Source organism: Streptomyces sp. NPDC098781, from assembly GCF_044759995.1.
Classification (GTDB): domain Bacteria; phylum Actinomycetota; class Actinomycetes; order Streptomycetales; family Streptomycetaceae; genus Streptomyces.
This window is the reverse complement of the sequence record NZ_JBIWAK010000007.1, coordinates 294,912-321,648: the sequence shown is the minus strand read 5'-3', so window position 1 is coordinate 321,648 and position 26,737 is coordinate 294,912. Positions and strand designations below refer to the sequence as shown.

General features: G+C 68.6%; 26 protein-coding genes. 22 read left to right on the top strand and 4 right to left on the bottom strand.

Annotated elements, in window-relative coordinates:
* The 3 genes from ACIQWG_RS28480 (at nt 1) to ACIQWG_RS28470 (ending at nt 4,405) form a co-directional block, all read left to right on the top strand.
* On the top strand, nt 1-696 hold the full coding sequence (locus tag ACIQWG_RS28480; protein WP_404100871.1) for an HAD family hydrolase: 696 nt from the start codon (nt 1-3) through the stop codon (nt 694-696).
* 424 nt (nt 697-1,120) lie between these two features.
* Entirely contained in the window at nt 1,121-2,725 is a 1,605-nt protein-coding gene (locus ACIQWG_RS28475) for an ABC transporter substrate-binding protein (RefSeq protein ID WP_404100869.1), read from the top strand.
* A gap of 99 nt (nt 2,726-2,824) precedes the next feature.
* Nucleotides 2,825-4,405 carry an ABC transporter substrate-binding protein gene (locus ACIQWG_RS28470; RefSeq protein ID WP_404100867.1) on the top strand — a complete coding sequence of 527 codons (1,581 nt, stop codon included), beginning with the start codon at nt 2,825-2,827 and terminating at the stop codon, nt 4,403-4,405.
* An 87-nt stretch (nt 4,406-4,492) separates the two neighbouring features.
* Here ACIQWG_RS28470 and ACIQWG_RS28465 read toward each other — a convergent pair whose 3' ends face one another.
* Both ACIQWG_RS28465 and ACIQWG_RS28460 read right to left on the bottom strand, forming a co-directional pair.
* Complete coding sequence (locus ACIQWG_RS28465; protein WP_093909075.1) at nt 4,493-5,164, bottom strand: response regulator transcription factor; 672 nt, start codon at nt 5,162-5,164, stop codon at nt 4,493-4,495.
* A gap of 262 nt (nt 5,165-5,426) precedes the next feature.
* The gene (locus ACIQWG_RS28460) at nt 5,427-6,455 is read right to left on the bottom strand and encodes a RecB family exonuclease (RefSeq protein ID WP_404100865.1); all 1,029 of its coding nucleotides are present in this window, start codon (nt 6,453-6,455) and stop codon (nt 5,427-5,429) included.
* A gap of 176 nt (nt 6,456-6,631) precedes the next feature.
* Between ACIQWG_RS28460 and ACIQWG_RS28455 the strand changes: the two genes are divergently transcribed.
* From ACIQWG_RS28455 to ACIQWG_RS28445, 3 genes are all read left to right on the top strand, one after another.
* The gene (locus ACIQWG_RS28455) at nt 6,632-8,188 is read left to right on the top strand and encodes a site-2 protease family protein (RefSeq protein WP_404100863.1); all 1,557 of its coding nucleotides are present in this window, start codon (nt 6,632-6,634) and stop codon (nt 8,186-8,188) included.
* A gap of 76 nt (nt 8,189-8,264) precedes the next feature.
* Nucleotides 8,265-9,167 (top strand): tRNA (adenine-N1)-methyltransferase, encoded by a 903-nt coding sequence (locus ACIQWG_RS28450; RefSeq protein ID WP_404100861.1) that lies wholly within the window; start codon nt 8,265-8,267, stop codon nt 9,165-9,167.
* A gap of 300 nt (nt 9,168-9,467) precedes the next feature.
* On the top strand, nt 9,468-10,046 hold the full coding sequence (locus tag ACIQWG_RS28445; protein ID WP_404100859.1) for a hypothetical protein: 579 nt from the start codon (nt 9,468-9,470) through the stop codon (nt 10,044-10,046).
* A 58-nt stretch (nt 10,047-10,104) separates the two neighbouring features.
* Here the strand turns inward: ACIQWG_RS28445 and ACIQWG_RS28440 are convergent, their stop codons facing one another.
* A complete protein-coding gene (locus ACIQWG_RS28440) occupies nt 10,105-10,410 on the bottom strand; it encodes a ferredoxin (RefSeq protein ID WP_404100857.1) in 306 nt (101 codons plus the stop codon).
* Nucleotides 10,411-10,656: 246 nt separating this feature from the next.
* Between ACIQWG_RS28440 and arc the strand changes: the two genes are divergently transcribed.
* From arc to prcA, 6 genes are all read left to right on the top strand, one after another.
* Nucleotides 10,657-12,423, top strand: coding sequence for a proteasome ATPase (gene arc / locus ACIQWG_RS28435; protein WP_404100855.1), 1,767 nt, complete (start codon nt 10,657-10,659; stop codon nt 12,421-12,423).
* 245 nt (nt 12,424-12,668) lie between these two features.
* The gene (gene dop / locus ACIQWG_RS28430) at nt 12,669-14,180 is read left to right on the top strand and encodes a depupylase/deamidase Dop (protein ID WP_404100853.1); all 1,512 of its coding nucleotides are present in this window, start codon (nt 12,669-12,671) and stop codon (nt 14,178-14,180) included.
* Between the two features lie 198 nt (nt 14,181-14,378).
* On the top strand, nt 14,379-14,597 hold the full coding sequence (locus ACIQWG_RS28425) for a ubiquitin-like protein Pup (RefSeq protein WP_019757212.1): 219 nt from the start codon (nt 14,379-14,381) through the stop codon (nt 14,595-14,597).
* A gap of 44 nt (nt 14,598-14,641) precedes the next feature.
* The gene (locus tag ACIQWG_RS28420; protein ID WP_404100851.1) at nt 14,642-15,253 is read left to right on the top strand and encodes an endonuclease VII domain-containing protein; all 612 of its coding nucleotides are present in this window, start codon (nt 14,642-14,644) and stop codon (nt 15,251-15,253) included.
* A complete protein-coding gene (gene prcB, locus ACIQWG_RS28415; RefSeq protein ID WP_404100849.1) occupies nt 15,205-16,050 on the top strand; it encodes a proteasome subunit beta in 846 nt (281 codons plus the stop codon). Before ACIQWG_RS28420 ends, prcB begins: the two co-directional genes overlap by 49 nt.
* A 60-nt stretch (nt 16,051-16,110) precedes the next feature.
* The gene (gene prcA / locus ACIQWG_RS28410; RefSeq protein WP_404100847.1) at nt 16,111-16,878 is read left to right on the top strand and encodes a proteasome subunit alpha; all 768 of its coding nucleotides are present in this window, start codon (nt 16,111-16,113) and stop codon (nt 16,876-16,878) included.
* Between the two features lie 76 nt (nt 16,879-16,954).
* On the opposite strand, the gene ACIQWG_RS28405 is transcribed toward prcA, so the two are convergent.
* Nucleotides 16,955-17,971 carry a LacI family DNA-binding transcriptional regulator gene (locus ACIQWG_RS28405; RefSeq protein ID WP_404100845.1) on the bottom strand — a complete coding sequence of 339 codons (1,017 nt, stop codon included), beginning with the start codon at nt 17,969-17,971 and terminating at the stop codon, nt 16,955-16,957.
* Nucleotides 17,972-18,069: 98 nt separating this feature from the next.
* Here ACIQWG_RS28405 and ACIQWG_RS28400 point away from each other — a divergent pair, with 98 nt between their 5' ends.
* The 10 genes from ACIQWG_RS28400 to tatC all read left to right on the top strand — a co-directional run bounded on the left by ACIQWG_RS28400 (nt 18,070) and on the right by tatC (nt 26,639).
* Nucleotides 18,070-19,329, top strand: a complete 1,260-nt coding sequence (locus ACIQWG_RS28400) for an MFS transporter (RefSeq protein WP_404100843.1) — start codon at nt 18,070-18,072, stop codon at nt 19,327-19,329.
* Nucleotides 19,330-19,338: 9 nt separating this feature from the next.
* A complete protein-coding gene (gene pafA, locus ACIQWG_RS28395; RefSeq protein ID WP_385172129.1) occupies nt 19,339-20,700 on the top strand; it encodes a Pup--protein ligase in 1,362 nt (453 codons plus the stop codon).
* Between the two features lie 267 nt (nt 20,701-20,967).
* Nucleotides 20,968-21,948: an FKBP-type peptidyl-prolyl cis-trans isomerase gene (locus ACIQWG_RS28390; RefSeq protein WP_404100841.1), complete on the top strand. Its 981-nt coding sequence runs from the start codon at nt 20,968-20,970 to the stop codon at nt 21,946-21,948.
* A 55-nt stretch (nt 21,949-22,003) separates the two neighbouring features.
* Nucleotides 22,004-22,375 (top strand): FKBP-type peptidyl-prolyl cis-trans isomerase, encoded by a 372-nt coding sequence (locus tag ACIQWG_RS28385; protein WP_328428862.1) that lies wholly within the window; start codon nt 22,004-22,006, stop codon nt 22,373-22,375.
* A gap of 201 nt (nt 22,376-22,576) precedes the next feature.
* Nucleotides 22,577-23,530 (top strand): helix-turn-helix transcriptional regulator, encoded by a 954-nt coding sequence (locus ACIQWG_RS28380; RefSeq protein ID WP_404100839.1) that lies wholly within the window; start codon nt 22,577-22,579, stop codon nt 23,528-23,530.
* Nucleotides 23,531-23,549: 19 nt separating this feature from the next.
* Nucleotides 23,550-24,566 (top strand): helix-turn-helix transcriptional regulator, encoded by a 1,017-nt coding sequence (locus ACIQWG_RS28375; protein ID WP_404100837.1) that lies wholly within the window; start codon nt 23,550-23,552, stop codon nt 24,564-24,566.
* A gap of 44 nt (nt 24,567-24,610) precedes the next feature.
* Entirely contained in the window at nt 24,611-24,901 is a 291-nt protein-coding gene (locus tag ACIQWG_RS28370; RefSeq protein WP_404100835.1) for a hypothetical protein, read from the top strand.
* A 20-nt stretch (nt 24,902-24,921) separates the two neighbouring features.
* Nucleotides 24,922-25,116 carry a hypothetical protein gene (locus tag ACIQWG_RS28365; RefSeq protein ID WP_404100833.1) on the top strand — a complete coding sequence of 65 codons (195 nt, stop codon included), beginning with the start codon at nt 24,922-24,924 and terminating at the stop codon, nt 25,114-25,116.
* Nucleotides 25,117-25,375: 259 nt separating this feature from the next.
* Nucleotides 25,376-25,660, top strand: coding sequence for a Sec-independent protein translocase subunit TatA (gene tatA, locus ACIQWG_RS28360; protein WP_404100831.1), 285 nt, complete (start codon nt 25,376-25,378; stop codon nt 25,658-25,660).
* A gap of 49 nt (nt 25,661-25,709) precedes the next feature.
* Entirely contained in the window at nt 25,710-26,639 is a 930-nt protein-coding gene (gene tatC / locus ACIQWG_RS28355; RefSeq protein ID WP_404100829.1) for a twin-arginine translocase subunit TatC, read from the top strand.
* Nucleotides 26,640-26,737: the final 98 nt, after the last annotated feature.

The window sequence follows — 26,737 nt, the reverse complement described above, 5'->3', positions numbered from 1 at the left end:
ATGACCAGCACGGTCCCCGCGCCAGTAACCCGTACGGCCGACGGTTCGGCCCTTCAGGCCGTCCTGCTCGACATGGACGGCACCCTGGTGGACACCGAGGGCTTCTGGTGGGACGTCGAGGTCGAGGTGTTCTCCGGCCTGGGTCACACCCTCGACGACTCCTGGCGCCATGTCGTGGTCGGCGGCCCGATGACCCGCAGCGCGGGCTTCCTGATCGAGGCCACCGGTGCCGACATCACGCTCGCCGAACTCACGGTCCTGCTCAACCAGGGCTTCGAGGACCGCATCGACCTCACCCTGCCCCTGATGCCGGGAGCGGCCCGGCTGCTGGCCGAGCTGGCCGCGTACGAGATCCCCACGGCCCTGGTCTCCGCCTCGCACCGGCGCATCATCGACCGCGTGCTCACCTCGCTCGGCCCCCAGCACTTCGCGCTGACCGTCGCCGGTGACGAGGTGCCGCGCACCAAGCCGCACCCCGACCCGTATCTGCTCGCCGCCCGCGGGCTGGGCGCCGACCCCGCCAGATGCGCGGTCGTCGAGGACACCGCCACCGGAGTCGCGGCGGCCGAGGCCGCCGGCTGCCAGGTGGTGGCCGTACCGTCGATCGCCCCCATCGCGCCGGCCGCCCGGCGCACCGTGGTGAGCTCCCTCGAAGAGGTCGATCTGGCATTTCTGCGTGGGCTGATGGCCGCCTGACAACACAAATGAACGCGTCGTTCACCCAGCGTGCAACATCGATAACGCGCGAATTCCGCAAGGAAATTCGCACCACCGGATGGCTGAATTCCGATACTCGGCCAGTACCGTTCCGTTTGTGACGTTCGCCACTCTTCGGGGGGTCGACAGTCATCCCGCGCTGTGCCGCGCGCCCGCCCGAACGGGCCGCGAGCGCACCCTTGTGTCCCGATTGATGGAACGGTGCACGAATCCTTCCAGGGTCAGCCTTTCTTTCTGTTCGCACCCGGTTCCGCTCCGTGATGGGCCCTCAACTCCGGTCGCTTCAAACCCTCCTGCGGGCGCGGACTAACCTCGTCGCGAGAACATCGCACTTACCCCCGTGATCCGCCGCGACACCCCTGCATGCCGGGTACACGGAGTCGACAGCTGGAGAAACCCGAGCATGAACCGTAAGACTTTGGTGCTGCCGGCCGTCATCGGTCTGCTCGCGCCGGTTCTCGCCGCCTGCGGCGGAACCGACAGCGGCAGCGACGGCGGCGAGGGAATCGTCGTCGGCACCACGGACGCGTTCACTGCCTCGAAGGACGCTCCCGCACCGCTGGACCCCGCCTTCGCCTACGACGTCGGCACCTGGAACATCCTGCGCCAGACCGTGCAGACGCTGATGATCCAGCCGCGCGGCGAGGGCGAACCGGTGCCCGAGGCCGCCCAGAGCTGCGGCTTCACCGACAGCGGCAACGAACGCTACGCCTGCACCCTGCGCAAGGACCTCAAGTTCTCCAACGGCGACCCCGTCACCGCCGAGGACGTGAAGTACTCCATTGACCGGGCCCGCGCGATGAAGGCCGACAGCGGTGTCTTCGCCCTGCTGTCCACCATTGACACCGTCGAGACCCAGGGCGAGCGCGAGGTCATCTTCCACCTCAGGACGGCCGACGCCACCTTCCCGTTCAAGCTGTCCACCCCGGTCGCCGGCATCGTCGACCCGGACATCTACTCCAAGGGCGAGCTCCGCGAGGGCTTCGAGGTCGACGGCTCCGGCCCGTACACCCTCCAGGCCGAGGTCAAGAACGACGAGCTGGTCTCCGCCGTGTTCACCAAGAACCCCCACTACAAGGGGAGCCTGAAGGTGAACAACGACAAGGTCGAACTGCGCAACTTCGCCGACGCCGACGAGATGGGCACCGCCCTCGAAAAGGGCGACATCGACCTGATGACCCGCACCATGTCGCCCGAGCAGATCCAGAAGCTGTCCTCCGACTCCGACGACCAGATCGACCTCGTCGACCTGGCCGGCCTGGAGATCCGCTACCTGGCCTTCAACACCGACGCCCCGACCGTGAAGAGCAGGGCCGTCCGCCAGGCGATGGCCCAGATCATCGACCGCGGCGAGCTCGTCTCCAAGGTCTACGGCTCCCAGGCCGAGCCGCTGTACTCGCTGGTGCCCGCCAGCATCACCGGCCACTCCAACTCGTTCTTCAACCGCTACGGCGACCCGGACGTCACCAAGGCCAAGTCGCTGCTGGAGAAGGCCGGCGTCACCACCCCGGTGAAGCTGACGCTGCACTACACCACCGACCACTACGGCAGCGCCACGAAGAAGGAGTTCGAGCTGCTGAAGAAGCAGCTCAACGACAGCGGCCTGTTCGACGTCGACATCGAGGGCACCCCCTGGGCGACCTTCCGGCCCGCCGAGCAGAAGGGCGAGTACGACGTCTACGGCATGGGCTGGTTCCCGGACTTCCCCGACGCCGACAACTACCTCGCGCCGTTCCTCGACAAGGACAACTTCCTCGGCTCGCCGTACGCCAACAGCACGATCCGGGACACCCTCATCCCCGAGTCCCGCCGCGTGGCCGACCGGCTGTCCGCCGCCAACAGCCTGACGGAGATTCAGGACATCGTGGCCGGCGACGCACCCGTGATCCCGCTGTGGCAGGGCAAGCAGTTCGTCGCGGCCGGTGACGACGTCACCGGCTCCGCGTACGCCCTCAACTCCTCCTCGACCCTTCAGCTGTGGGAGCTCGGCCGTGGCGTGAGCGGCTGACGTCTCTCCATGCCCGGCGCCCCGACCAGGGCACCGGGTACGGCCCGGGAACCGGGACGAGGCCCGGGTTCCTCCCAATCGACGACAAGGCACTCGTAAGTGAACATGCGCAACCAGTGGCCGGTCCTGCCCGTCGTGGCAGGGCTGGCCTCCGGCCTGCTGACCGGCTGCGGAACCGAGAGCGGGGACACCGGCGGGAGCAGCACCTCGGTGGTCATGGGGATGTCGGACGACGTCCTCGCCACCGACCCCGCCTCCGGTTACGACCCCGGCTCCTGGCTGTTGTTCAACAACGTCTTCCAGTCGCTGCTCAGCTTCCCCAAGGGCGCCACCGAACCCCAGCCCGAGGCCGCCGAGCAGTGCGGCTTCTCCGACACGAGGGCCACGGTGTTCGAGTGCACCCTCAAGGACGGGCTCAAGTTCAGCAACGGTGACGAACTCACCTCGAAGGACGTCAAGTTCTCCTTCGACCGCATGCTGAAGATCAATGACCCCGATGGCCCCGCGGTCATGTTCCCCACCCTCGACAAGGTCGAGACGCCGGACGACAAGAAGGTCGTCTTCCGGCTGAACACCCCCGACGCCACCTTCCCGAGCAAGATCGCCTCCGGCGCCGGCTCGATCGTCGACGAGGACCAGTACGACGCCGACGGCCTGCGCAAGGACGGCGAAGCGGTCGGCTCCGGCCCGTACAAGCTCGACAAGTTCGACGACAGCGAGGCCGTCTTCTCGGTCAACGAGAACTACAAGGGCACCGCCGAGGTGCAGAACGACGGCGTCACGCTGAAGTTCTTCCACGGCGACCAGGACTCCCTGAAGAAGTCCCTCCAGTCCAACGAGGTCGACATCGCCTACCGAGGCCTCGGCGCGGGCGCCATCGCCGACGTCGAGAAGGCCGGCGACGACTCGGGCGTCGAGGTGGTCGAAGGCAGCAGCGCCGAGGTCCAGCACCTCGTCTTCAACATGGACGACCCGGTCACCGGAAAGCTCGGCGTCCGCAAGGCCATCGCCTACCTGATCGACCGTGACGCCCTCATCAAGGACGTCTACCAGGGCACGGCCACCCCGCTGTACTCGATCATCCCCGCCGGGATCGCCGGCCACAACACGGCCTTCTTCGACACCTACGGCGCCCGCCCCTCCCAGTCCAAGGCCGCCGCCGCGCTCCAGGACGAGGGCATCACCGACAAGGTCAAGCTGACCCTGTGGTCCACCCCGTCGCGCTACGGCCCCGCCACCGACGACGAGTTGAAGGCCATCGCCGGGCAGCTCAACGCCAGCGGCCTGTTCGACGCCGACGTCCAGTCCGTGGCGTTCGACCAGTACGAGAAGGACGTCGCCGCCGGCAAGTACGGCGTGTACGTGAAGGGCTGGATCCCGGACTACCCGGACGCCGACAACTTCACGGCCCCGTTCTTCGGCAAGGGCAACGTGCTGAGCAACAACTACAGCAACAACGCGATCACCGGCACGCTCATCCCGCGCACCGCCGCCGAGAGCGACCGCACCGCGACCAACGACGACTTCGGCCGCCTCCAGGACATCGTCGCCGAGGAACTCCCCGTCCTGCCGGTCTGGCAGGCCAAGCAGTACGCCGTCGTCCGCGACAACGTCTACGGCCTCGAGTACTGCCTCGACGCCTCCACCGTGTTCCGCTTCTGGGAACTCAGCAAGGGCTGACGGACACACGCACACACGAAGAGGGCGCCCCTTCCTCAGAAGGGGCGCCCTCTTCGTGTATGAACCCGGCCGGGTCCCCGCCGCGCCCTACTGCGCGCCGGGGCGCACGAGACCGCTCTCGTACGCGTACACCGCCGCCTGCACCCGGTCGCGCAGACCCAGCTTGGTCAGCACATGACCCACGTGCGTCTTCACCGTCGTCTCACTGACGAACAGATCGGCGGCGATCTCGGCGTTCGACAGGCCCCGCGCCACCAGCTTCAGCACCTCCACCTCGCGCTCGGTGAGCGTGTGCAGGGTGTCCGGAACCGGCTCGTCGCCCGAGGGCAGATGCGTGGCGTACTTGTCGAGCAGCCGGCGCGTGATGCTCGGCGCGAGCATCGCCTCACCCGCGGCGACCACCCGGATCGCCTGCACCAACTCGTTGGCCGGGGCGTCCTTCAGCAGGAAGCCACTGGCGCCCGCCTTCAGCGCCTCCACCACGTACTCGTCGAGGTCGAAGGTCGTCAGCACCAGCACCTTCGCCGGTCCGTCCCGCCCCGGCCCGGTGATCTGCCGGGTCGCCTCGACGCCGTCCATCCGGGGCATACGGATATCCATCAGGACCACGTCGGGCTGGAGGGCCCGCACCTGGTCGAGGGCCTGCAAGCCGTCGCCGGCCTCGCCCACGACCGCGAGGTCCTGCTCCGCCTCCAGGATCATCCGGAAGCCGGTACGCAGCAGGGGCTGGTCGTCGACCAGTAGGACGCGGATGGCCACGTAAGTCTCCTTCGCTAGTCCGGCCCCATTCTGCCCTGCGCCCCGCCCGCCGACTCGCCCGCCCTCAGCGGCGGTGGGTGGGGGCCCTCTGCGGGAGGGCTATGCGCCCCCTGGGCGCGGGCGGAGCACATCGGGCCGCCCCCTGCGCGTCCGCCGGGGGGGCATCCGGCGCCGCCCCCTGGGCATCGACGGCACCCGGCGCGGCTGCTTGCCGCAGAGGGAGCGCACCCCCGCGGGCCGCCCCCTCCCCGCATCCCAGCGACTACGTCCCCTCGGCAGACCCCCGCGTCCCCCCGGTCGCCCCCTGCTCCGCCACTCCCACCGGCAAGGGATACGGCGGGGGAGTGCCGCCGAATTCCGGGCAGTGGGCCTGGTGGTCGCACCAGCCGCACAGCTTCGTGGGCCGAGGACGCCAGTCACCCGTCTCCGTCGCCTGCCGGATCGCGTCCCACAGCGCGTGCAGCTTGCGCTCGACCCGCTCCAGATCGGCGAGGACCGGGTCGTACGTCAGCACATCACCGCTGCCCAGATAGACGAGCTGAAGCCGCCGGGGGACGATCCCCTTCAGCCGCCAGACCACCAGCGCGTAGAACTTCATCTGGAACAGCGCGCCCTCGGCATACTCCGGCCGGGGCGCCTTGCCCGTCTTGTAGTCGACGATCCGCACCTCGCCGGTGGGCGCCACGTCCACCCGGTCGATGATCCCGCGCAACTTGAGACCCGAGTCCAGCTCGGCCTCGACGAACAGCTCACGCTCGGCCGGCTCCAGACGCGTCGGGTCCTCCAACCCGAACCAGCGCTCCACGAGCTGCTCCGCCTCCGCCAGCCACGCCGCCAGCCGCTCGCCCTCGGGATCGTCCGCGAACAGCTCCACGACCTCCGGCCTGCTCTCCCGCAGCCGGTCCCACTGGCCGGGAATCAGCGACTTGGCGCGCGGAGCGGTCCGCTCGGCGGCCGGCGCGTCGAAGAGCCGCTCCAGCACCGCGTGCACAAGCGTCCCCTTGGTCGCCGCCGCGCTCGGCTTCTCGGGCAGCCGGTCGATCACCCGGAACCGGTAGAGCAGAGGGCACTGCATGAAGTCGCCGGCACGCGACGGGGACAGCGAGGTGGGCGCTATGACCGGAAGCGGAACGGCCGCCGTGGCAGTGGACGTGGGCACGCCCGCACCCGCCTCGACCGGCACCGCCGTATCGTCCGCCGTCCGCCCTGTCTCCACCGTCGTCACCGACTCCGCGACCGGCGCGACCTCACCGCCGCCGTCCGCCGCGGCACCCTCCGTGCTCGTCTCCATGACCACAGACCCTACGGCCCACCACTGACAGTGACCCCACTCCGTCCGTTACCTCCGGTACGTCAGGGGCAACTCAGGGGGGTGCCGGACGGGAACGCTTCAGGACGGCCGCATACCATCGACCCGAGACCCTTCCGGCCGCCAGGCGCGGAAGACGCTTCGAACGAGGGGACACCGTGGACGAGAGCGGCGGGAGCGGGCAGCCGCGGTCCGGCACCGAGGAGTCGACCGAGCGCCGACCGGGCCGGACGACCCCGGCCCCGGAACCCACACGCCCCGACCCCACCCCGTCCGACGAACAGCCCAGCGACGACCGGCGGCCCGACGCCCCGGGGGACGACGCCGGGCACGAGAACCCCAAGAGCCGGACAGAACCGGGATCCGACGGGCGTTCGGAGGGTACGGGCGACGCGGACTCGGGCAGCCAGGGCACCACCGCGGGTGACGAGCCCGGGAACCGGCCCTCGCAGAGCACCGGAGCCGAACGGCCCCCCACGACCCCGCCGCACGACCCGAGCCACCCCGACCGCACCTTCGCCCACTCCGGCACCACCAAAGGCCGCCCTCCGCAGCGCCCCAAGGACCCCCGCGGCGGGCTGCTCATGGGCCGGCCCTTCGGTGTGCCCGTGTACGTCGCGCCGAGCTGGTTTCTCGTCGCCGCACTGATCACCTGGGTGTTCGGCGGCCAGCTCGACCGCGTACTGCCCGAGCTCGGCGCCGCCCGCTACCTCGTCTCCCTCTTCTTCGCGGTCGCCTTCTACGCCTCCGTCCTCGTCCACGAACTCGCGCACACCGTCGCCGCGCTCCGCTTCAAGCTGCCGGTCCGCCGCATCCAGCTCCAGTTCTTCGGCGGCGTCTCAGAGATCGAGAAAGAGGCCGAGACACCCGGCCGCGAGTTCGTTCTCGCCTTCGTCGGCCCCCTGCTCTCCCTCGTCCTCTCCGGCGTCTTCTACGGCGCCCTGCAACTCGTCGAACCCGGCACCGTCCCCGGCGTCCTGCTGGCCGGCCTGATGATCTCCAACCTCATCGTGGCCGCCTTCAACCTGCTCCCCGGCCTGCCCCTCGACGGCGGCCGCATGCTCCGTGCGGTCGTCTGGAAGATCACCGGCAGACCCATGAGCGGCACCGTCGCCGCCGCCTGGGTCGGCCGCGCCCTCGCCGTCTCCGTCCTCGTCGGACTCCCGTGGCTCACCCAGTCCGGCGCCCTCGGCTCCGACGCCGTCGACAACGTCGGCATGGACACCGTCCTCGACGCCCTGCTCGCCGCCATCCTCGCCGCGATCATCTGGACCGGCGCCGGCAACAGCCTGCGCATGGCACGCCTGCGCGAACACCTCCCCGAACTGCGCGCCCGCACCCTCACCCGCCGCGCGGTCCCCGTCGAAACCCACACCCCCCTCTCCGAGGCCCTGCGCCGCGCCAACGACGCCGGCGCCCGCGCCCTGGTCGTCGTCGACGCCGACGGCAACCCGCTCTCCCTCGTCCGCGAGGCCGCCATCGTCGGCGTCCCCGAACACCGCCGCCCCTGGGTCGCCGTCAGCGGCCTCGCCCAGGACCTCACCGACGGCATGCGCGTCTCCGCCGAACTGGCGGGAGAGGAACTCCTCGACGCCCTGCGCGCCAACCCCGCCACCGAGTACCTGGTCGTCGAGGAGACCGGCGAGATCTTCGGCGTCCTGTCCGCGGCCGACGTCGAGCGCGCCTTCGTCAAGGCCATGGCCCGCCCCAACTGAAAACCCGGCCCTCCGAAGGCACCGCCCCCGATTCCCCGTGGTCCAAGGGCCCGCGAAACGCCGGTAGGCTGTTCACATGTCCGAACCGACCGGTGCCGCCCGCCGACGCGGGCCCTTCAAGGTCGGGGACCAGGTACAGCTGACCGACCCCAAGGGCCGCCACTACACGTTCACGCTCGAAGCCGGGAAGAACTTCCACACCCACAAGGGTTCCTTCCCGCACGACGAACTGATCGGCGCACCCGAGGGCAGCGTTGTCCGCACCACCGGGAACGTCGCCTACCTCGCGCTGCGCCCCCTGCTCCCCGACTACGTCCTGTCCATGCCCCGCGGGGCAGCCGTCGTCTATCCGAAGGACGCGGGGCAGATCCTCGCCTTCGCCGACATCTTCCCCGGCGCCCGCGTAGTCGAGGCCGGCGTCGGCTCCGGCTCGCTCAGCAGCTTCCTGCTGCGCGCCATCGGCGACCAGGGCATGCTGCACTCCTACGAGCGCCGCGAGGACTTCGCCGACATCGCCCGGCAGAACGTGGAGCGCTACTTCGGCGGCCCCCACCCCGCCTGGCAGCTCACCGTCGGCGACCTCCAGGACAACCTCAGCGACACCGACGTCGACCGCGTCATCCTCGACATGCTCGCCCCCTGGGAATGCCTGGAAGCCGTCTCCAAGGCACTCGTCCCCGGCGGCATCGTGTGCTGCTACGTCGCCACCACCACCCAGCTCGCCCGGACCGTCGAGTCCATCCGCGAGATCGGCTGCTTCAACGAGCCGACCGCCTGGGAGACGATGATCCGCAACTGGCACATCGAGGGCCTCGCCGTCCGCCCCGACCACCGGATGATCGGCCACACCGGCTTCCTGCTCACCGCACGCCGCCTCGCCGACGGAGTCGAACCCCCCATGCGCCGCCGCCGCCCCGCCAAGGGCGCCTACGGCGACGACTACGAAGGCCCCAACGCCGACGGAGGCTCCGGCCGCTGAGGCCACCCCGCACCACGATCAACATACAAGCGCTGTGGTCGAGTTCCCGGAACAGCCCCGGAACTCGACCACAGCGCCTTTTCGTTACTCGACCACAGCACCCGTTCGTCGCCCCGAGACGGCAACGCGACACACCGCCGACGAACCACCCCGAGCACGCCGCACGCCCCGCGCGCACCCCGAACCGCCGGACATCCAGCACGTGAACTCCACACCCCCGCCGTTCCCCCACCATGTGACGTGTGGCACGATGCTGGCCACCCACCCCCACCGGCACAGCCCTCACAGGAGACGCTCCTAGTGCAGCAACCCGCCGTCCCGGAACTGGCACACACCCACACCCGGCCCATCCACTGGCTCGCCACCGCCACAGCGGTCGCCGGAGTCGTGGCGCTCTCCTCGGTCCTCCAGCCCAACGCGGCGACGGCCGCCCAGACAGCCGGCCCGGAGACCAAGCACGCCCCCGCCTCGGTCACACCCCCCGACCCCGCGCACGTCGACTTCCCCCTCGAATGCGGGCCCGTGAAAGCCATCGTGGTCAAAAAAGCCACCGGAGACCTCGACGCCGACGGCAGCCCCGAAACCGTGGCCGTCGTGCACTGCGACTCCCCGATGGGCACCCCGCCCGACGGCGTCTACGTCCTCACCCACGCCAGGGCCACGGCCACACCCCGCCTCGTCGCCACCCTCGTCGACCCGAAGGACAATCTCACCGTCAGTGACATCGCCGTCCGTGACGGAGCCGTCGACGCAGAACTGCTCGGCTACTCGTCGGACGACGTACCGCGCTGCTGCCCGGACACCAAGAACAGCGCGAAATGGCAGTGGAAGAACGGCTCGTTCGTCCGCTCGACACCCGCCGGTGCGCACAGCGTCTGACCCACGCCACCGACAGTTGTGAGAAATCAGACAGTCGTAACACCCCGTACAGGAAAGGTCACTCGGCGTCCGGGCCGTACACCTCGACCCTGTCCGAAACGCGACGCACATGGATGCAGTCGCCCGGACACTCCTTCGCCGAATCCACCACATCCGTGAGAAGCGGCAGCGGAACGGGCGTTGTAGCCCCCCTGGCCTGCAAAAGCTCGTCATCGGAGCTCTTCACGTACGCCAGACCGTCGATGTCCAGCTCGAACACCTCAGGCGCGTACTGGGCGCAGATCCCGTCACCGGTACAGAGATCCTGGTCGATCCAGACCTCCAGCGCCTCACCCTCGACCCCGGCCGCCTGCTCCACGCTCATCTCTCCTGCCCTCCGCATACCCCGAGCCGCACGGGAATCCGGCCAGCTCTGACGGGTGTTGAACACTTTGACCCTACCTGGACCTGGGTTCCAATCATGTGCGGTGGGTATTCCCCTGGCGTGAGGGAGAGCGCAAGGGTGAAGATCGGACACACCCCGACCGTCTTTGTGATCTAGGGGTTTCAATCGACACCCACCCAGGTAGGGTCTGGAAGCGTCCAGCTCCCCTTGGAGGAGGTGAGGACCGTGGCAGCCCACGACGACGACATGAACCGCGGCATCCGCCCGGGACGGGGGTCCGACGACCCGGCCGGGCAGATCGCCTACCTTGAGCAGGAGATCGCCGTCCTGCGACGCAAGCTCGCCGACTCTCCGCGGCACACGAGGATTCTCGAAGAGCGGATCGTCGAGTTGCAGACCAATCTGGCCGGCGTGTCCGCACAGAACGAGCGGCTCGCCAACACGCTCCGTGAGGCCCGAGACCAGATCGTGGCCCTCAAGGAAGAAGTCGACCGGCTCGCACAGCCCCCGGCCGGCTTCGGTGTCTTCCTCACAGCGAACGAGGACGGCACCGCGGACATCTTCACCGGAGGCCGCAAACTCCGCGTGAACGTCAGCCCGAGCGTCGAACTCGACGACCTCAGGCGCGGCCAGGAAGTAATGCTCAACGAAGCGCTCAACGTGGTCGAGGCCATGGAATTCGAGCGCGTCGGGGACATCGTCACCCTCAAGGAAATCCTGGAGGACGGCGAACGAGCCCTGGTGCTCGGGCACACCGACGAGGAACGGGTGGTACGGCTCGCCGAGCCGCTGCTGGACGTCAACATCCGCCCCGGTGACGCCCTCCTGCTCGAACCCCGCTCCGGCTACGTCTACGAAATCGTTCCCAAGAGCGAGGTCGAAGAACTCGTCCTCGAAGAGGTACCCGACATCGGCTACGAGCAGATCGGCGGTCTGGGCGGCCAGATCGAAGCCATCCGCGACGCCGTCGAGCTGCCGTACCTCTACCCGGACCTGTTCAAGGAGCACGAACTGCGCCCGCCCAAGGGCGTCCTGCTCTACGGACCCCCCGGATGCGGAAAGACGCTCATCGCCAAGGCCGTCGCCAACTCGCTGGCCAAGAAGGTCGCCGAGGTCACCGGCGTGGCCGCCGGCAAGAGCTTCTTCCTCAACATCAAGGGCCCCGAACTGCTCAACAAGTACGTCGGTGAGACCGAGCGGCAGATCCGCCTCGTCTTCCAGCGTGCACGCGAGAAGGCCAGCGAGGGCACACCCGTCATCGTCTTCTTCGACGAGATGGAATCCCTCTTCCGCACCCGCGGCTCCGGCGTCAGCTCGGACGTGGAGAACACCATCGTCCCGCAGCTGCTCGCCGAGATCGACGGTGTGGAAGGCCTCCAGAACGTGGTCGTCATCGGCGCCTCCAACCGCGAGGACATGATCGACCCCGCCATCCTGCGCCCCGGCCGCCTGGACGTGAAGATCAAGATCGAACGTCCCGACGCCGAAGCCGCCAAGGACATCTTCGGCAAGTACCTCACAGAACGCCTCCCGCTGCACTCCGAGGACCTCGGCGAGCACGGCGGCAGCAAGGCGACCACGGTCCAGAGCATGATCCAGACCGCCGTCGAGCAGATGTACGCCGAATCCGAGGAGAACCGCTTCCTGGAAGTCACCTACGCCAACGGCGACAAGGAAGTCCTCTACTTCAAGGACTTCAACTCCGGCGCCATGATCGAAAACATCGTGGGCCGCGCCAAGAAGATGGCGATCAAGGACTTCCTCGAGCACAACCAGAAGGGCCTGCGCGTCTCCCACCTCCTCCAGGCATGCGTGGACGAGTTCAAGGAGAACGAGGACCTGCCCAACACCACCAACCCCGACGACTGGGCCCGGATCTCCGGAAAGAAGGGCGAGCGGATCGTCTACATCCGCACCCTCATCACCGGAAAGCAGGGCGCAGACACCGGACGCTCCATCGACACGGTGGCCAACACCGGTCAGTACCTGTAAACGGCAGGGCGGCTGCGGGTGCCCTCACCGGGTACCCGCAGCCCACTGTTTTTCAGGCCACGATCGGAACACAAGGCGTGCAAGGCAATGACGCAAATGATCTCCCCACCAGGGCAAAGGCGCTCTAGGCTCTTCCGTACCGCCAAGTCGCGCAGTGCGGGGACGGGCACCGCACACGCAACCGAGCGCCAGCGGTACTTGTGCGGCGCCCACGACCGAGGGTGCCGCCGGGCAAGGAGGGCCGCATGACCGTACGGCGAGTAATGGGCATCGAGACGGAGTACGGGATCTCCGTCCCCGGCCACCCCAACGCCAATGCCATGCTCACCTCATCCCAGATCGTCAACGCCTACGCGGCGGCGATGCACCGGGCCCGCCGGGCCCGCTGGGACTTCGAGGAGGAGAACCCGCTGCGCGACGCGCGAGGCTTCGACCTCGCCCGTGAGGCCGCCGACTCCAGCCAGCTCACCGACGAGGACATCGGGCTGGCCAACGTGATCCTCACCAACGGCGCAAGGCTCTACGTCGACCACGCACACCCCGAATACAGCGCCCCCGAGGTCACCAACCCGCGGGACGCCGTGCTCTGGGACAAGGCCGGCGAACGGATCATGGCCGAAGCCGCCGAACGCGCGGCCCAGCTGCCCGGCGCACAGCCCATCCACCTCTACAAGAACAACACCGACAACAAGGGCGCCTCCTACGGCACGCACGAGAACTACCTGATGAAGCGGGAAACCCCCTTCTCGGACATCGTGCGCCACCTCACCCCCTTCTTCGTCTCCCGCCAGGTCTTCGCCGGAGCCGGCCGCGTCGGCATCGGCCAGGACGGCCACGAACACGGCTTCCAGCTCAGCCAGCGCGCCGACTACTTCGAAGTCGAGGTGGGCCTCGAAACCACCCTCAAGCGCCCCATCATCAACACCCGCGACGAGCCGCACGCCGACGCCGAGAAATACCGCCGCCTCCACGTGATCATCGGCGACGCGAACCTCTCGGAGATCTCGACCTACCTGAAGCTGGGCACGACCGCCCTGGTCCTGTCCATGATCGAAGACGGCTTCATCGCCGTGGACCTCGCCGTCGACCAGCCCGTACGCACCCTGCACCAGGTCTCGCACGACCCCTCCCTCAAGCGCCTGGTCACCCTCCGCAGCGGCCGCACACTCACCGCGGTACAACTCCAGATGGAGTACTACGAGCTCTCGCGCAAGTACGTCGAGGAACGCTACGGCGCCGACGCCGACGACCAGACCAAGGACGTCCTCACCCGTTGGGAGGACACCCTCAACCGCCTGGAGCGAGACCCCATGAGCCTCGCCGGCGAACTGGACTGGGTCGCCAAACGAGAACTCATGGAGGGCTACCGTCGCCGCGACAACCTCGACTGGGACGCCGCCCGCCTCCACCTCGTCGACCTCCAGTACGCCGACGTACGCCCCGAGAAGGGCCTCTACAACCGGCTGGCGACCCGGGGACGTATGAAGCGCCTCCTGGACGAGGAAACCGTCGAACGGGCCAAGGCGACCCCGCCGGAGGACACCAGGGCGTACTTCCGCGGCCGCTGCCTGGAGCAGTACGCCGACGACGTCGCCGCGGCCTCCTGGGACTCGGTCATCTTCGATCTCCCCGGCCGTGACTCCCTCCAGCGCGTCCCAACCCTCGAACCGCTTCGCGGAACGCGAAATCACGTCAAGGAACTCCTGGACCGCTGCCGCACCGCGGAAGACCTGGTCAGGGTCCTGTCAGGCGGCTGAGGGGTACCCGGGAGGTGTGGACCGGACGTCGGCGGGCAGGGTGGAAAACCCTGCGTCCGGGAATCATCGAGATGGCCCCCGTACGTTGGAGAAACTGCGGGGCCGATGTCGGACCCGGCTTGTAGGGTCTGATCATCACCGATCGGCAGGAATGCCGACCTGGCGACCATGTCGGGCGAACTGAGCGGGGTGAGGGATATGGCAACCAAGGACACCGGCGGCGGACAGCAGAAGGCCACGCGTTCCACCGAGGAAGTCGAGGAGCAGGCGGCGGAGACGCAGGCTTCGGAGGACCTCAAGGAGCGGCAGGAGAAGCTGAGCGATGACGTCGACTCGGTTCTCGACGAAATCGATGACGTACTCGAGGAAAATGCCGAGGATTTCGTTCGAAGCTTCGTGCAAAAGGGTGGCCAGTAAAGGAATTCGAGCCGCTTTTGCCTTCGAATTGAAGGTGGCGGGGGATGAGGGTGGCTGGGGATCCGAACGCCAAGCAGTGCACGGGCTGCAAGCGGGACTTGCCTCCTGACGCATTCGCTCGGGACAAGAACCGGCGCGATGGCCTTCAGGTCCGGTGCCGGGAGTGCGTAGCGGCGTACAGCGCAGCGCACTACCGGCGCCGGCGGGAAGCGGTGGGCAAGTCGGTCCGGGAGAAGGTGGACGTTCCGGCCGGGCACAAGCTCTGCCGGACGTGCGGTGAGGTCAAGCCGCACAGCGAGTGGCATCGCAATGCCACTGCCTCCGATGGCCTGTCGACACGGTGCAAGGCGTGCCGCGCCATCCAGGGGCGGCAGGGTCATCTGAAGCGCCAGTACGGCCTCACCGAGGCCGAGCGCGACGGTTTGGTCGCCTCTCAAGGCGGCGTCTGCTGCATATGTTTGGCGGCTCTGCCCGAGCATGTGGATCACTGCCACGAGACGGGTAGGGTCCGTGGCGTACTGTGCTTCAGCTGCAACGCCGCACTGGGGCAATTCAAGGATCGGCCCGACGTCATAAGGCGGGCTGCTGCTTACGTGGAAGGAATCGCGTGGAAGCCAACACTCGTAGCACCGGGCGTCTACCAGCTGCCTTCCTGACGCCTGGGTCGTCCTCGTTCATGGACTTTCTCTCCGAGCACCAGCCGGAGCTGCTGCCCGGCAAGCGTCAACTGCCGCCCACGCAGGGTGTGATCGAGGCGCCGCACGGCACCACCATCGTGGCCGTGACGTTCCCCGGTGGTGTCGTGCTCGCCGGTGACCGTCGCGCCACCATGGGCAACGTCATCGCGCAGCGGGACATCGAGAAGGTCTTCCCGGCGGACGAGTACTCGGCTGTGGGTATCGCCGGCACGGCCGGTCTGGCCGTGGAGATGGTCAAGCTCTTCCAGTTGGAGCTGGAGCACTTCGAGAAGGTCGAAGGGGCTCAGCTGTCGCTGGAGGGCAAGGCGAACCGGCTGTCGACGATGATTCGGTCGAATCTGGGGATGGCGATGCAGGGGCTGGCTGTGGTGCCGCTGTTCGCCGGGTACGACGTGGACCGGGAGAAGGGGCGGATCTTCTCGTACGACGTCACCGGTGGCCGTTCCGAGGAGCAGGGCTTCGCCGCCACCGGCTCGGGTTCGATTTTCGCGCGTGGCGCCATGAAGAAGCTGTTCCGTGATGACCTGAGCGAGGCCGAGGCCACGACGCTCGTGGTGCAGGCTCTGTACGACGCGGCTGACGACGACTCGGCGACCGGTGGTCCCGATGTCGCGCGCCGGATCTACCCGATCGTCACCGTGATCACCGAGGACGGTTTCCGTCGGTTGGGCGATGGCGAGTCCTCCGAGATCGCCCGTTCCATTCTGGAGCGGCGTCTGGAGCAGCCCGACGGTCCGCGGGCCGCGCTGCTGTAGGCGGCGGTTCGGTCTTATCAAGGTGATCCTGTGACTTCGACAGAAAGGGACGGATAGCCGGTGTCGACGCCGTTCTATGTCTCACCCCAGCAGGCCATGGCCGACCGGGCGGAGTACGCGCGCAAGGGCATCGCCCGTGGCCGCAGCCTGGTGGTCCTCCAGTACGCCGACGGCATCGTGTTCGTCGGTGAGAACCCGTCCCGTGCGCTGCACAAGTTCAGCGAGATCTATGACCGGATCGGCTTCGCGGCGGCCGGTAAGTACAACGAGTACGAGAATTTGCGGATCGGCGGTGTGCGGTATGCCGATCTTCGTGGTTACACCTATGACCGTGATGATGTGACCGCGCGTGGTCTGGCCAACGTCTACGCCCAGACGCTGGGCACGATCTTCTCCTCCGCGGCTGAGAAGCCGTACGAGGTGGAGTTGGTCGTGGCCGAGGTGGGGGTGACGCCGGACGGTGACCAGATCTATCGGCTGCCGCACGACGGGTCGATCGTGGATGAGCACGGTTCGGTCGCGGTGGGTGGTAATGCCGAGCTGATCAGTAACTATCTGGATCAGCGTCATCAGGACGGTATGACCCTGGCCGAGGCGCTGGAGCTGGCGGTGCAGGCGTTGTCGCGTGAGTCGAACGGTTCGCAGCGGGAGATTCCGGTCGAGCGGCTGGAGGTCGCGGTGCTGGATCGTACGCGTCCGCAGTCGCGGAAGTTCAAGCGCATCGCGGGTCGTCAGCTGGCTCGGCTGTTGGAGGCCGGTGGCGCGTCCACGGAGGCCGAGAGCGCTGATGACGAGGGTTCTGAGGAGTCCGGCGCTTCGGAGGAGTAGTTCGTTCACCGCTTTGCCCGCCCTTGCTGTGCCCCGGCCGTTCGATCGGCCGGGGCACAGGGCGTTCAGGGGGCTGTCAGGGCGTGCTGGGTGGGGCTGTGGAGCCTCGTACGACGAGTTGGACCGGAATGTCGCCCTCTTGGGGTTCGCGGCCTTCCAGGACGGCCAGGAGGGCTTGCATGCCGCGTTCGCCGAACAGTTCGGCGTCGAGTCGTACGGTCGTCAGTTCGGGGTCGAGGGCGGTGGCGAGGGCGAGGTCGTCGAGGCCGGTGACGGAGATGTCGTCGGGGATGCGCAGGCCGAGGCGTCGTACGGCTTTGTAGGCGCCGGCGGCGAGTTTGTCGTCGTCGCAGACGATCGCTGTGGGGCGGGGGCCTTGGGTGGCGAGGGCGGTCGTGGTGGCGGTGAGGGCGTCGTCGATGGAGATGGGTGCGCGGACGGTGAGCAGTGTGGTGCCGGGGGTTTCGCGCAGGCGGGTGGCGAGTTCGCGGGCGCGTGCCTCGAAGGTCCAGGAGGCGATGTCGGCGGCGAGGTGCAGGATGCGTCGGTGGCCGAGGCCGAGGAGGTGTTCGGCGACTTGGCGGACGCCGTCGGCGATGTCGAGGTTGACGGTCGCGGCGCCGAGGCTGCCGGTGGGGTCGCTGTCGAGCATCACGAGGGGGAGCTGGTCGCCGCGGATGGCGGTGAGGGCGTCGGCGGCCATGGAGGAGGCGATGACGCCGTCGAGGGCGGCCTGGGCGGAGGCGAAGGGGTCGCGGGCGGGGCCGATGCCTTCGGGGGAGGGGTAGAGGACGACGCCGAAGCCGTGGTGTGCGGCGATGCGCGCGGCGCCGGTGTAGACGCCCGCGAAGAATTCTGTGGTGAGGGCGGGGACGACGAGGAGTACGGTTCGGGTGTGGCCGAGGCGTAGGTTGCGGGCGGCGAGGTTGGGCCGGTAGCCGAGTTCGCGGGCGGCTTGGCGTACTCGTTCGGCTGTGGTCTCGGAGACTCTTCCGCGCCATTTGTCGCCGAGTACGAGTGAGACGGCTGCCTGGGAGACGCCCGCCGCTTGGGCGACGTCCCGGCTGGTGGGGCGGGTGCTGCCGTGTGCCACCGTGCACCTGCTTCTTCGTCTGGACTCCTGAACAGCGCACATGGTACGTATGACGAAGGACGTTATACGTAAAACTTCAGCGGAGGGCGGCGCGGTAGATGACCGGCGCATACGTGGAGATCCTCCGGGCGAGGCATGCCGCCCGGCTGCTCGTCGGCACGCTCGTGGGGCGGTTGCCGAACGCCGTGGCCGCGCTCGCCATCCTGCTGTTCGTGCGCGCGGAGGGCGGTTCCTACAGCCTGGCCGGCGCCTTGGCGGCGGTGTACGGGGTCGCCAACGCGGTGGGTCAGCCGTTGCTGGGCCGGCTGGTGGACCTGCACGGCCAGCCGCGGGTGCAGTTGCCGGCGGCGGTCGCGTCGGCGCTGGCGATGGCGGTGTTCGCGTTCGTGGGTATCGACCCGCTGTCGTCGGCCTACGCGGCGGTGGTGGCCGCCGGTCTGTTCACGCCGCCGCTGGAGGGCGGCCTGCGGGCGTTGTGGGCGTCGGTCCTGCACAAGGAGGGCCAGGTGCACACGGCGTACGCGATGGACGCGGTGGCGCAGGAAGTCATGTTCACGGTGGGGCCGTTGCTGCTGACGCTGTGTGCGTCGCTGTGGTCGGCGCAGGCGGCGCTGCTGGTCCTGAACGTCATCGGGGTGCTGGGTGCGCTGTCGGTGGTGCTGTCGCCGCCTTCGCGCGCGTGGCGTTCGGCGCCGCGTGAGGCGCACTGGCTGGGGGCGCTGCGTTCGGCGGGGCTGCTTGCGCTGCTCGGGTCTTTCCTGTTCGTCGGTATGGCGATGGGTTCCATCGCGGTGGCGGCCGTGTCGTACGCGGACGACAACGGCGGTGACGTGGTGTACGGCTGGCTGATGGCCGGTCTGGGGCTGGGTGCGCTGATCGGGGGAACGGCGTACGGGGCGCGGCAGTGGGGTGGTGAGCCGGCCCGGCGACTGCGGGTGCTGGTGGGGCTTCTGGCGGTGTGTTACCTGCCGCTGATGCTGATGCCGGGTGCGGTCGCGATGACCTTCCTTGCGGTGCTCGCGGGTGTGTTTCTCGCGCCTTGTATCGCTTGTGCGTTCGTGCTGGTGGACCGGCACGCTCCGCGCGGGACGGTGACCGAGGCGTTCTCCTGGCTGGTGACGACGTTCACGGTGGGCGCGTCGGTGGGAACGGGCCTGGCGGGCCCGGTCGTGGAGGCGGGTGGGGCCTTCTGGGGGTTCGCCGTGCCGGGTGGTGCGGGGGCGGTGTCGTTGCTGGTCCTGCTGGCCACGGGGAGGGTCCTCGCAGCTCCCGGCGGGGGTGCGGTGGTTGCGGCTTCATCGGAAAATGATCCAAACCGTGCTGTCGAACCCCGTTTCAGCTCGGGGGATCGGGCGTAATGTTCAGTCATGGACCGCCGCATTTTCGGGCTGGAGAACGAGTACGGCGTCACGTGCACGTTCAGGGGACAGCGCCGCCTGTCGCCTGACGAGGTGGCGCGGTACCTCTTCCGCCGTGTCGTGTCATGGGGCCGCAGCAGCAATGTCTTTCTGCGAAACGGCGCCCGCCTCTATCTCGACGTGGGATCGCATCCGGAATACGCCACACCGGAATGCGACAACGTGACCGAACTGGTCACCCACGACAAAGCAGGCGAGCGCATTCTCGAAGGACTCCTGGTGGACGCCGAACGACGCCTGCACGAGGAGGGAATCGCGGGCGACGTCTACCTCTTCAAGAACAACACCGACTCGGCGGGCAACTCCTACGGTTGCCACGAGAACTATCTCGTGGCACGGCACGGGGAGTTCTCCCGGCTCGCGGACATCCTCATTCCGTTCCTGGTCACCAGGCAGCTTCTGTGTGGTGCCGGCAAGGTGCTCCAGACCCCGCGGGGCGCGGTGTACTGCGTCAGCCAGCGGGCGGAGCACATCTGGGAGGGCGTCTCCTCGGCGACGACGCGTTCCCGGCCGATCATCAACACGCGCGACGAGCCGCACGCGGACGCGGAGCGCTACCGCCGTCTCCACGTCATCGTGGGCGACTCGAACATGTCCGAGACGACCATGCTGCTGAAGGTCGGCGCGACCGACCTGGTGCTGCGCATGATCGAGGCGGGCACCGTGATGCGCGACCTGACCCTGGAGAACCCGATCCGGGCGATCCGCGAGGTCAGCCACGACATCACCGGCCGGCGCAAGGTGCGCCTGGCCAGCGGCCGGGAGGCCTCGGCGCTGGAGGTGCAGCGCGAGTACTACGAGAAGGCCGTGGACTTCTGCGAGCGCCGCGGTATCCGTACCGGCACGGTCGAGCAGGTCCTGGAGCTGTGGGGCCGGGCGCTGGACGCGATCGAGTCCGAGGATCTCGACCGTATCGGCACCGAGATCGACTGGGTGATGAAGTACAAGCTCATCGAGCGGTACCGGGCCAAGCACAACATGACCATGTCGCATCCGCGGGTCGCGCAGATAGACCTCGCCTACCACGACATCCACCGGCGTCGTGGCCTGTACTACCTGCTGGAGAAGAAGGGTCAAGCGACGCGTATCTGCAACGACTTGAAGATCTTCGAGGGCAAGTCCGTTCCGCCGCAGACCACTCGGGCCCGGCTGCGCGGCGACTTCATCCGCAGGGCTCAGGAGCAGCGCCGGGACTTCACCGTCGACTGGGTCCATCTGAAGCTGAACGACCAGGCGCAGCGGACGGTGTTGTGCAAGGACCCGTTCCGGTCGGTGGATGATCGGGTGGAGAAGTTGATCGCCGGTATGTGAGCGAGGCGGTGACGCCTCGGCGTCCTTCCGTTCGAGGCGCCCGGTGCTCGGGGGTGGTGACACCTCCGGGCACCGGGCGTTTCTGCGTCTCCGCGTTTCCGTGTTTCTGACGTGAGGGATGTCACGAGGGGGGCCGGTGAGGTGGCTGAGCGGTCGCCCGGCCGGAATCCGGTCCCGGGGCGGCGTGTCGTAGCGCGATCGGTGTCGGCAGCGTGTTCGTCGTAAAGTGGCGGCCATTGCCCGCCACCCCCTAGCCCAGTGGGACTGATGAACTACAAGACGAAACGCCACATCGCGGCGCTGCTGGCCGTGCCCGCCCTGTTGTTCACCGCCGCGTGCGGATCGGACGGCGACAGCGACGGGGAGCAGGCGGGAGCGGTTGCCGAGGTCGACGGGAAGGTCGGGGAGAAGCCCGAGATCTCCAGCCCCAAGGACGGCAAGCCGTCCGGGAAGACCGTGGTCGAGACGGTCTCGGAGGGCAGCGGAACCGCGATCAAGTCCTCCGACTTCGTCCGGCTGGACTGGACCGTGGAGAAGTGGGGCGACGACAAGGAGCTGGGCGGCACCTGGCAGGCCGCGTCGGCCGGCGGCGCCGCGCCCCGTCAGCAGTCCGTCGAACAGATCGGCAAGCCCAGCCAGCAGTTGCCCGAGAAGGTCCTCGACGCCGTCAAGGGGAAGAAGCCCGGCAGCCGGGTGCTGGTGCAGGGCACCGCGGGTGACCTGATCGGCCAGTCGCTGAACCCGTCCTCCGGTCTCACCCAGAAGGACGTGCTGATCTGGGTACTCGACGTGGCCGGTGCCGCCACGGTCGACCCCAAGGCCGAGGCCAAGGGCGAGCAGGCGGCCTCCGAGGCCGGCCTGCCCGAGGTGGACGCCCCGTCGCAGAAGGCGGCGACGATCACCATCCCCAAGGGCGCCAAGGCTCCCAAGGGCCTTGAGGAGCAGGTCCTGATCAAGGGCGACGGCAAGAAGGTCGAGGCCGGTCAGGGTCTGGTGGCCCAGTACACCGGCGTGAAGTGGGAGGACGGCAAGAAGTTCGACTCCTCCTGGGACCACGGCGGCGCGACGGCCTTCCAGATCGGCACCGGCTCGGTGGTGGCAGGCTGGGACAAGGGCCTCGTCGGCAAGAACGTGGGCGACCGCGTGCTGCTGGTGATCCCGCCGTCCCTCGGCTACGGCGCCAGCCCCAGCAGCGAGCTGGCCAAGAACACCCTGGTCTTCGTCGTGGATATCCTCGGCGTGGTCTGACCTAGGTGTCCGTGAGACCGTTCGCGACTCAGGTCACGCAACAAGGAGTGATGAAGTGAGCATCGACAAGCCCGAGATCGACTTCCCGGGCGGCGAGCCCCCGGCGGACCTCGAGATCAAGGACATCTGGGAGGGTGACGGTCCGGTTGCGCAGGCCGGGCAGACCGTCACCGTCCACTATGTGGGCGTGGCCTTCAGCACCGGTGAGGAGTTCGACGCCAGCTGGAACCGCGGTGCGCCGTTCCGCTTCCCGCTGGGTGGCGGCCGGGTCATCAAGGGCTGGGACCAGGGCGTGCAGGGCATGAAGGTCGGCGGCCGTCGTCAGCTGACCATCCCGGCGCACCTCGCGTACGGCAACCAGAGCCCGACCCCGGCGATCCAGCCCGGTGAGACGCTGATCTTCGTGGTCGATCTGCTCGGCGTCTGATCGCCGCAGCCGGTCGGCCATGCGGTCGTCCTGTCCGTCGGCGTGTCCGGTCGACTCCCGTGATCCGGCTGTGATCGCGGGCGACCGGAGCCGACCACCTGGGGTCCATGCCTGTGCGGCATGGGCCCTCGGCTTTTGCCGGGCCACCGCGGAGCGGTACGGTCATCGGTCGTAAGCACCATAGGGAGGCGAAGGGCGTCGATGGCCATTGCCAAGGCCGAGCGGCTCATGAACCTGGCGCTGTGTCTGCTCGGGACGCGGCGGCCGTTGAGCAAGCGCGAGCTGCGTGAGTCCATCGAGGCCTATCTCGAAGCGGGCAGCGACGACTCCTTCAACCGGATGTTCGAGCGCGACAAGGACGATCTGCGCGAGCTCGGCCTGGTCATCGAGACGGTGGAGAACCTCGACGGCGAGGTCGGCTATCTGGCCCGCCGTGACAGCAACCGCCTCGCGCCCATCACGCTGGACGCCGAGGAGGCCGCCGCACTCGGCCTGGCCGCCAAGGTGTGGCAGCAGGCGCGGCTCGCGGGCGCGGCCAGCGGCGCCCTTCAGAAGCTGCGGGCGGCGGGGATGCCGGAGGACGTGGACCCGTACGAGCCGCACGGCGCGCTGGAGCCCCGGATCCCGGTGCACGAGGCCGCGTTCGAGCCGCTGATGCTGGCCTGCCGTGACCGTCGCCCGGTCGTCTTCGACTACCGCAAGGCCACCGCCGCCCGCCCCGAGCCCCGGCACGTCGAGCCGTGGGCGCTGGAGTGCTGGCGCGGCCACTGGTATCTCGCGGGCTGGGACCGCGACCGTGGCGCCGAACGCGTCTTCCGGCTGTCCCGGATCACCGGCAAGGTGCGCAGCCGCAGCGGCCGTTTCACCGCCGAGATCCCCGACGTCGTCACCGTCCGCGAGACGGTCGCGAGCTGGGCGGGGGAGACCGCCGACCGCTCCGCGTCGATCCGGCTGCGCACGGACGCCGGGTACCCCCTTCGGGCGAAGGCCACGTCGGTGCGGGAACTCGGGGACGGCTGGGACGAGTTGGAGATTCCGTACGGCCATGGGCTGGATGCCTGGCTGGTGGAGTTCGGGCCGGACGTGGTGGTCGTGGAGCCCGCCGAGCTGCGGGCCGACGTGGTGGACCGGCTGCGTGCCGTGGCCAAGGGCTGAGGGGGAGCGGAGCGACACAGTGGCAGGCAAACCGGTCAGGCCCACGAGCGCCATCGACCAGACCCGGCGGATGCTCTCCCTGGTGACCTATCTGCGGGAGCGCCCCGGCGCTCGCGTCGAGGACGTCGCGCGCGCCTTCGGCATCTCCGAGGACGAGCTGGTCTCCGACCTGGACGTGCTGCCGATGTGCGGCACCAGCTTCCGCGGCGGCGATCTCCTCGACATCGACACCGACGGCGAGCGCATCTGGTGGCACAACCCCGACGATGTCGCTGAGCCGCTGCGGATCGCCGCCGACGAGGCGACCGCGCTGCTGGTGGCGGCCCGTGCCGTGGCCACGCTGCCGGGGCTGCGCGAGAGCGACCGGCAGGCGCTGCTGCGGGCCACCGCGAAGGTGGAGACCGCGGCGGGGGAGGCGGCCGGGGCCAGCGCCCGGCTGTCGGTGACCTTCGAGTCCGAGGGCGGCGTCTTCGCCGACGTCGACCGGGCGATCTCCGAGCGGCGCCGGCTGTGGATCCGCTACTACTCGCCGGCCCGTGACGAGGTCACCGAGCGCGAGATCGACCCCATCCGCCTGGTCAGCGTCGGCCATACCTATGTCGAGGCCTGGTGCCGCCGCTCCGAGGCACGCCGTACCTTCCGGCTCGACCGGGTCGCCGAGATCAAGATCCTCGACGAGCCGTCCGTGCCGCCCGAGGTCGAGCTGCGGGACCTGTCGGAGGGGCTGGTGCAGCCCGCGGCGGAGGATCCGGAGGTCGTCGTCGAGGTGGGTCCCGGCGGGCGCTGGGTCGCCGAGTACTACCCGCACGACAGCGCGGATGAGCTTGCCGACGGTGGGCTGCGTATCTCCTTGCGTACACCCGACCCCACGTCGCTGCGGCGGCTGGCGCTCCGGCTCGGCCGGGACGGCCGTATCGTCTCGCCGCCCGAGCTGGCCGACAGCGCGCGGCAGGCGGCCAGGGAGGCGCTGGCCGCGTACGACGGGATGGAGGCGGGGGACGCTCACGCAGCGCATGGGGTGGACGGCGGACAGTAGGTCAGGCAGTTCGGTACAGCAGGGCGACAGGCGGGAGCAGGGGCTTGAGCGAGTCGGCGACGTCCGGTGTACGCGATGTGACGGTGGCTTCCGCCTTCGCCGGGATGAGAAGCGTGACCCCGGTGGTGTTCCGGGCGGGCTGCCCGGACTGCCGGGGCAGCTTCGAACTCGGCGCGAGCGCCCTTCGGCTCGCCATCGGCGCGACCAGCCGTACGACGTTCTACTCCTTCACCTGCCCCGAGTGCGGTGCCTCCGTGCGCAAGCCGGCCGGGGAGCGGATCGTCGAGCTGCTGACCGGCGGCGGGGTCAGCACCCTGCGGCTGCACACTCCGTAGGAAGGTCTAGGCTCGGCGTCATGTTCTGGCCGATGTTCGCGGTAGCTGTGGGTTTCGTGGGTCTCGCCGTCCTCGGTGTGCTCGCCGTGCGGGTCTTCCTGGAGGCACAGCGCCTGGGCCGGCAGGTCACGGACTCCGCGCGGCGGATCAGCAGGGCGGCGGAGGATCTGGAGCGGGCCAGTCTGAGCGCGGCTCGAGCTGTGGACTCCCTTTAGCTCGCTCAAGGATTCGGTGTGAGTACGGCGGCGGGTGCGTTTTGGGCCACTTCGCCCTGTCAACTTGCTGCTTCTGCCGGGTACGCTGCACAACGCGGCCCCGAGAGCGAGGCGCGGGCCCGCGGACTGGGAGTATGCACAGGGATTGTCCGGCGTTCACCCCCGAGCGTTACGATCGCTGGCAGCACGGTGGTCGGACGAATGTCCGACTCGCCGCCGTATTCGGACCATGTCGCCTCGGTGAAGAAGGTATACAGCTATGGGTAGGCTCGGCCCCACCGAGATCATTCTGATCCTCGTCGTCATCATCCTGCTGTTCGGCGCCAAGAAGCTCCCGGACATGGCCCGCTCCCTCGGCAAGTCGGCTCGCATCCTCAAGAGCGAGGCGAAGGCGATGAAGGACGAGGACAAGTCCGCCGCCCCGGCCGACCCGCCGAACGACAACGACCAGCAGTCCCAGGCTCAGCGTGTCATCCAGGCCTCCCCCGGCGATGTGACCAGCTCTCGCCCGGTCAACGAGCCGACGGACTCCTCCAAGCGCTGACGCAAGGCCGGTTGACCGCCGGCCTGCCGTACGAGAATGGGAACGTGGGTTGCTGAAGTCTGCCCGCAAGACGGAGAAGGATCCCGAGGGGCGGATGCCCCTCGCGGAACACCTTCGTGAGCTTCGCAACCGGCTCGCGAAGGCGATGCTGGCGATCGCGGTCGTCACCATCGTGGCCGCCTTCTACAACCAGCAGCTGATGGAGTTCCTCTCCGATCCGGTGCCCCGCTGCACCAAGGGGCTCGGTGAGACCACGGGCGGTGCCTGCGCGGTCGTCGCGTACACCGACCTGCTTTCTCCCTTCACCACAACGGTGAAGGTGAGCCTCATGGCCGGCATCGTCCTGTCGAGTCCGATCTGGCTGTACCAGCTGTGGGCGTTCGTCGCGCCGGGACTGCACAAGCACGAGCGGAAGTACACGTACTACTTCGTGGCGTCCGCGGTGCCGCTGTTCCTCGGTGGTGCCTGGCTCGCCTACACGATCATGCCGATCAGCATGCGCGTCCTGCTCGGCATCACGCCGGACGGTTCGGCGAACATCCTGCCGATGGACAAGATCCTCGACTTCAGCGTCCGGATGGTCCTGGTCTTCGGCGCGGCCTTCGAGCTGCCGCTGCTGCTGATCATGCTGAACCTGACGGGCGTCGTGACGGGACGCCGGATGGTCGGCTGGTGGCGCGGCGTCGTGATGGGTGTCTTCATCTTCGGCGCGGTCGCGACCCCCACCACCGACCCGGTCGGCATGCTGGCCCTGGCCGGCCCGATCGTCGTGCTGTACTTCATCGCGGTCGGCATCTCCCTGCTGAACGACCGCCGACGCCGCCGCAACGACCCCGACGCGGCCCTCGACGACGACGAGGCCTCCGACCTGGACCTCACCCCCGAGGCCATCGGCGACGTGGAGACGGTCTCAGCGAGCCGGGCACTGCCCGAGCAGGCGACCAAGGACCGCGTCAACGGATACGACGACGTGACCTGACAGACGGATCTCGCGACATCGCGGCCGGGTGCCCGAGGGGCGCACCCGGCCGCTCGCATTTCGCGGTCGTGAGCTGCGGGGATCCCGGGTTTGCGGAG

What these genes read in the sequence shown, in the direction of transcription:
- ACIQWG_RS28480 (WP_404100871.1), top strand. Translation starts at nt 1, where the DNA reads ATGACCAGCACGGTCCCCGCGCCAGTAACCCGTACGGCCGACGGTTCG.
- ACIQWG_RS28475 (WP_404100869.1), top strand. Translation starts at nt 1,121, where the DNA reads ATGAACCGTAAGACTTTGGTGCTGCCGGCCGTCATCGGTCTGCTCGCG.
- ACIQWG_RS28460 (WP_404100865.1), bottom strand. Translation starts at nt 6,455, where the DNA reads ATGGAGACGAGCACGGAGGGTGCCGCGGCGGACGGCGGCGGTGAGGTC.
- ACIQWG_RS28450 (WP_404100861.1), top strand. Translation starts at nt 8,265, where the DNA reads ATGTCCGAACCGACCGGTGCCGCCCGCCGACGCGGGCCCTTCAAGGTC.
- ACIQWG_RS28440 (WP_404100857.1), bottom strand. Translation starts at nt 10,410, where the DNA reads ATGAGCGTGGAGCAGGCGGCCGGGGTCGAGGGTGAGGCGCTGGAGGTC.
- dop (WP_404100853.1), top strand. Translation starts at nt 12,669, where the DNA reads ATGACCGTACGGCGAGTAATGGGCATCGAGACGGAGTACGGGATCTCC.
- ACIQWG_RS28425 (WP_019757212.1), top strand. Translation starts at nt 14,379, where the DNA reads ATGGCAACCAAGGACACCGGCGGCGGACAGCAGAAGGCCACGCGTTCC.
- ACIQWG_RS28420 (WP_404100851.1), top strand. Translation starts at nt 14,642, where the DNA reads ATGAGGGTGGCTGGGGATCCGAACGCCAAGCAGTGCACGGGCTGCAAG.
- ACIQWG_RS28400 (WP_404100843.1), top strand. Translation starts at nt 18,070, where the DNA reads ATGACCGGCGCATACGTGGAGATCCTCCGGGCGAGGCATGCCGCCCGG.
- pafA (WP_385172129.1), top strand. Translation starts at nt 19,339, where the DNA reads ATGGACCGCCGCATTTTCGGGCTGGAGAACGAGTACGGCGTCACGTGC.
- ACIQWG_RS28390 (WP_404100841.1), top strand. Translation starts at nt 20,968, where the DNA reads ATGAACTACAAGACGAAACGCCACATCGCGGCGCTGCTGGCCGTGCCC.
- ACIQWG_RS28380 (WP_404100839.1), top strand. Translation starts at nt 22,577, where the DNA reads ATGGCCATTGCCAAGGCCGAGCGGCTCATGAACCTGGCGCTGTGTCTG.
- ACIQWG_RS28365 (WP_404100833.1), top strand. Translation starts at nt 24,922, where the DNA reads ATGTTCTGGCCGATGTTCGCGGTAGCTGTGGGTTTCGTGGGTCTCGCC.
- tatA (WP_404100831.1), top strand. Translation starts at nt 25,376, where the DNA reads ATGGGTAGGCTCGGCCCCACCGAGATCATTCTGATCCTCGTCGTCATC.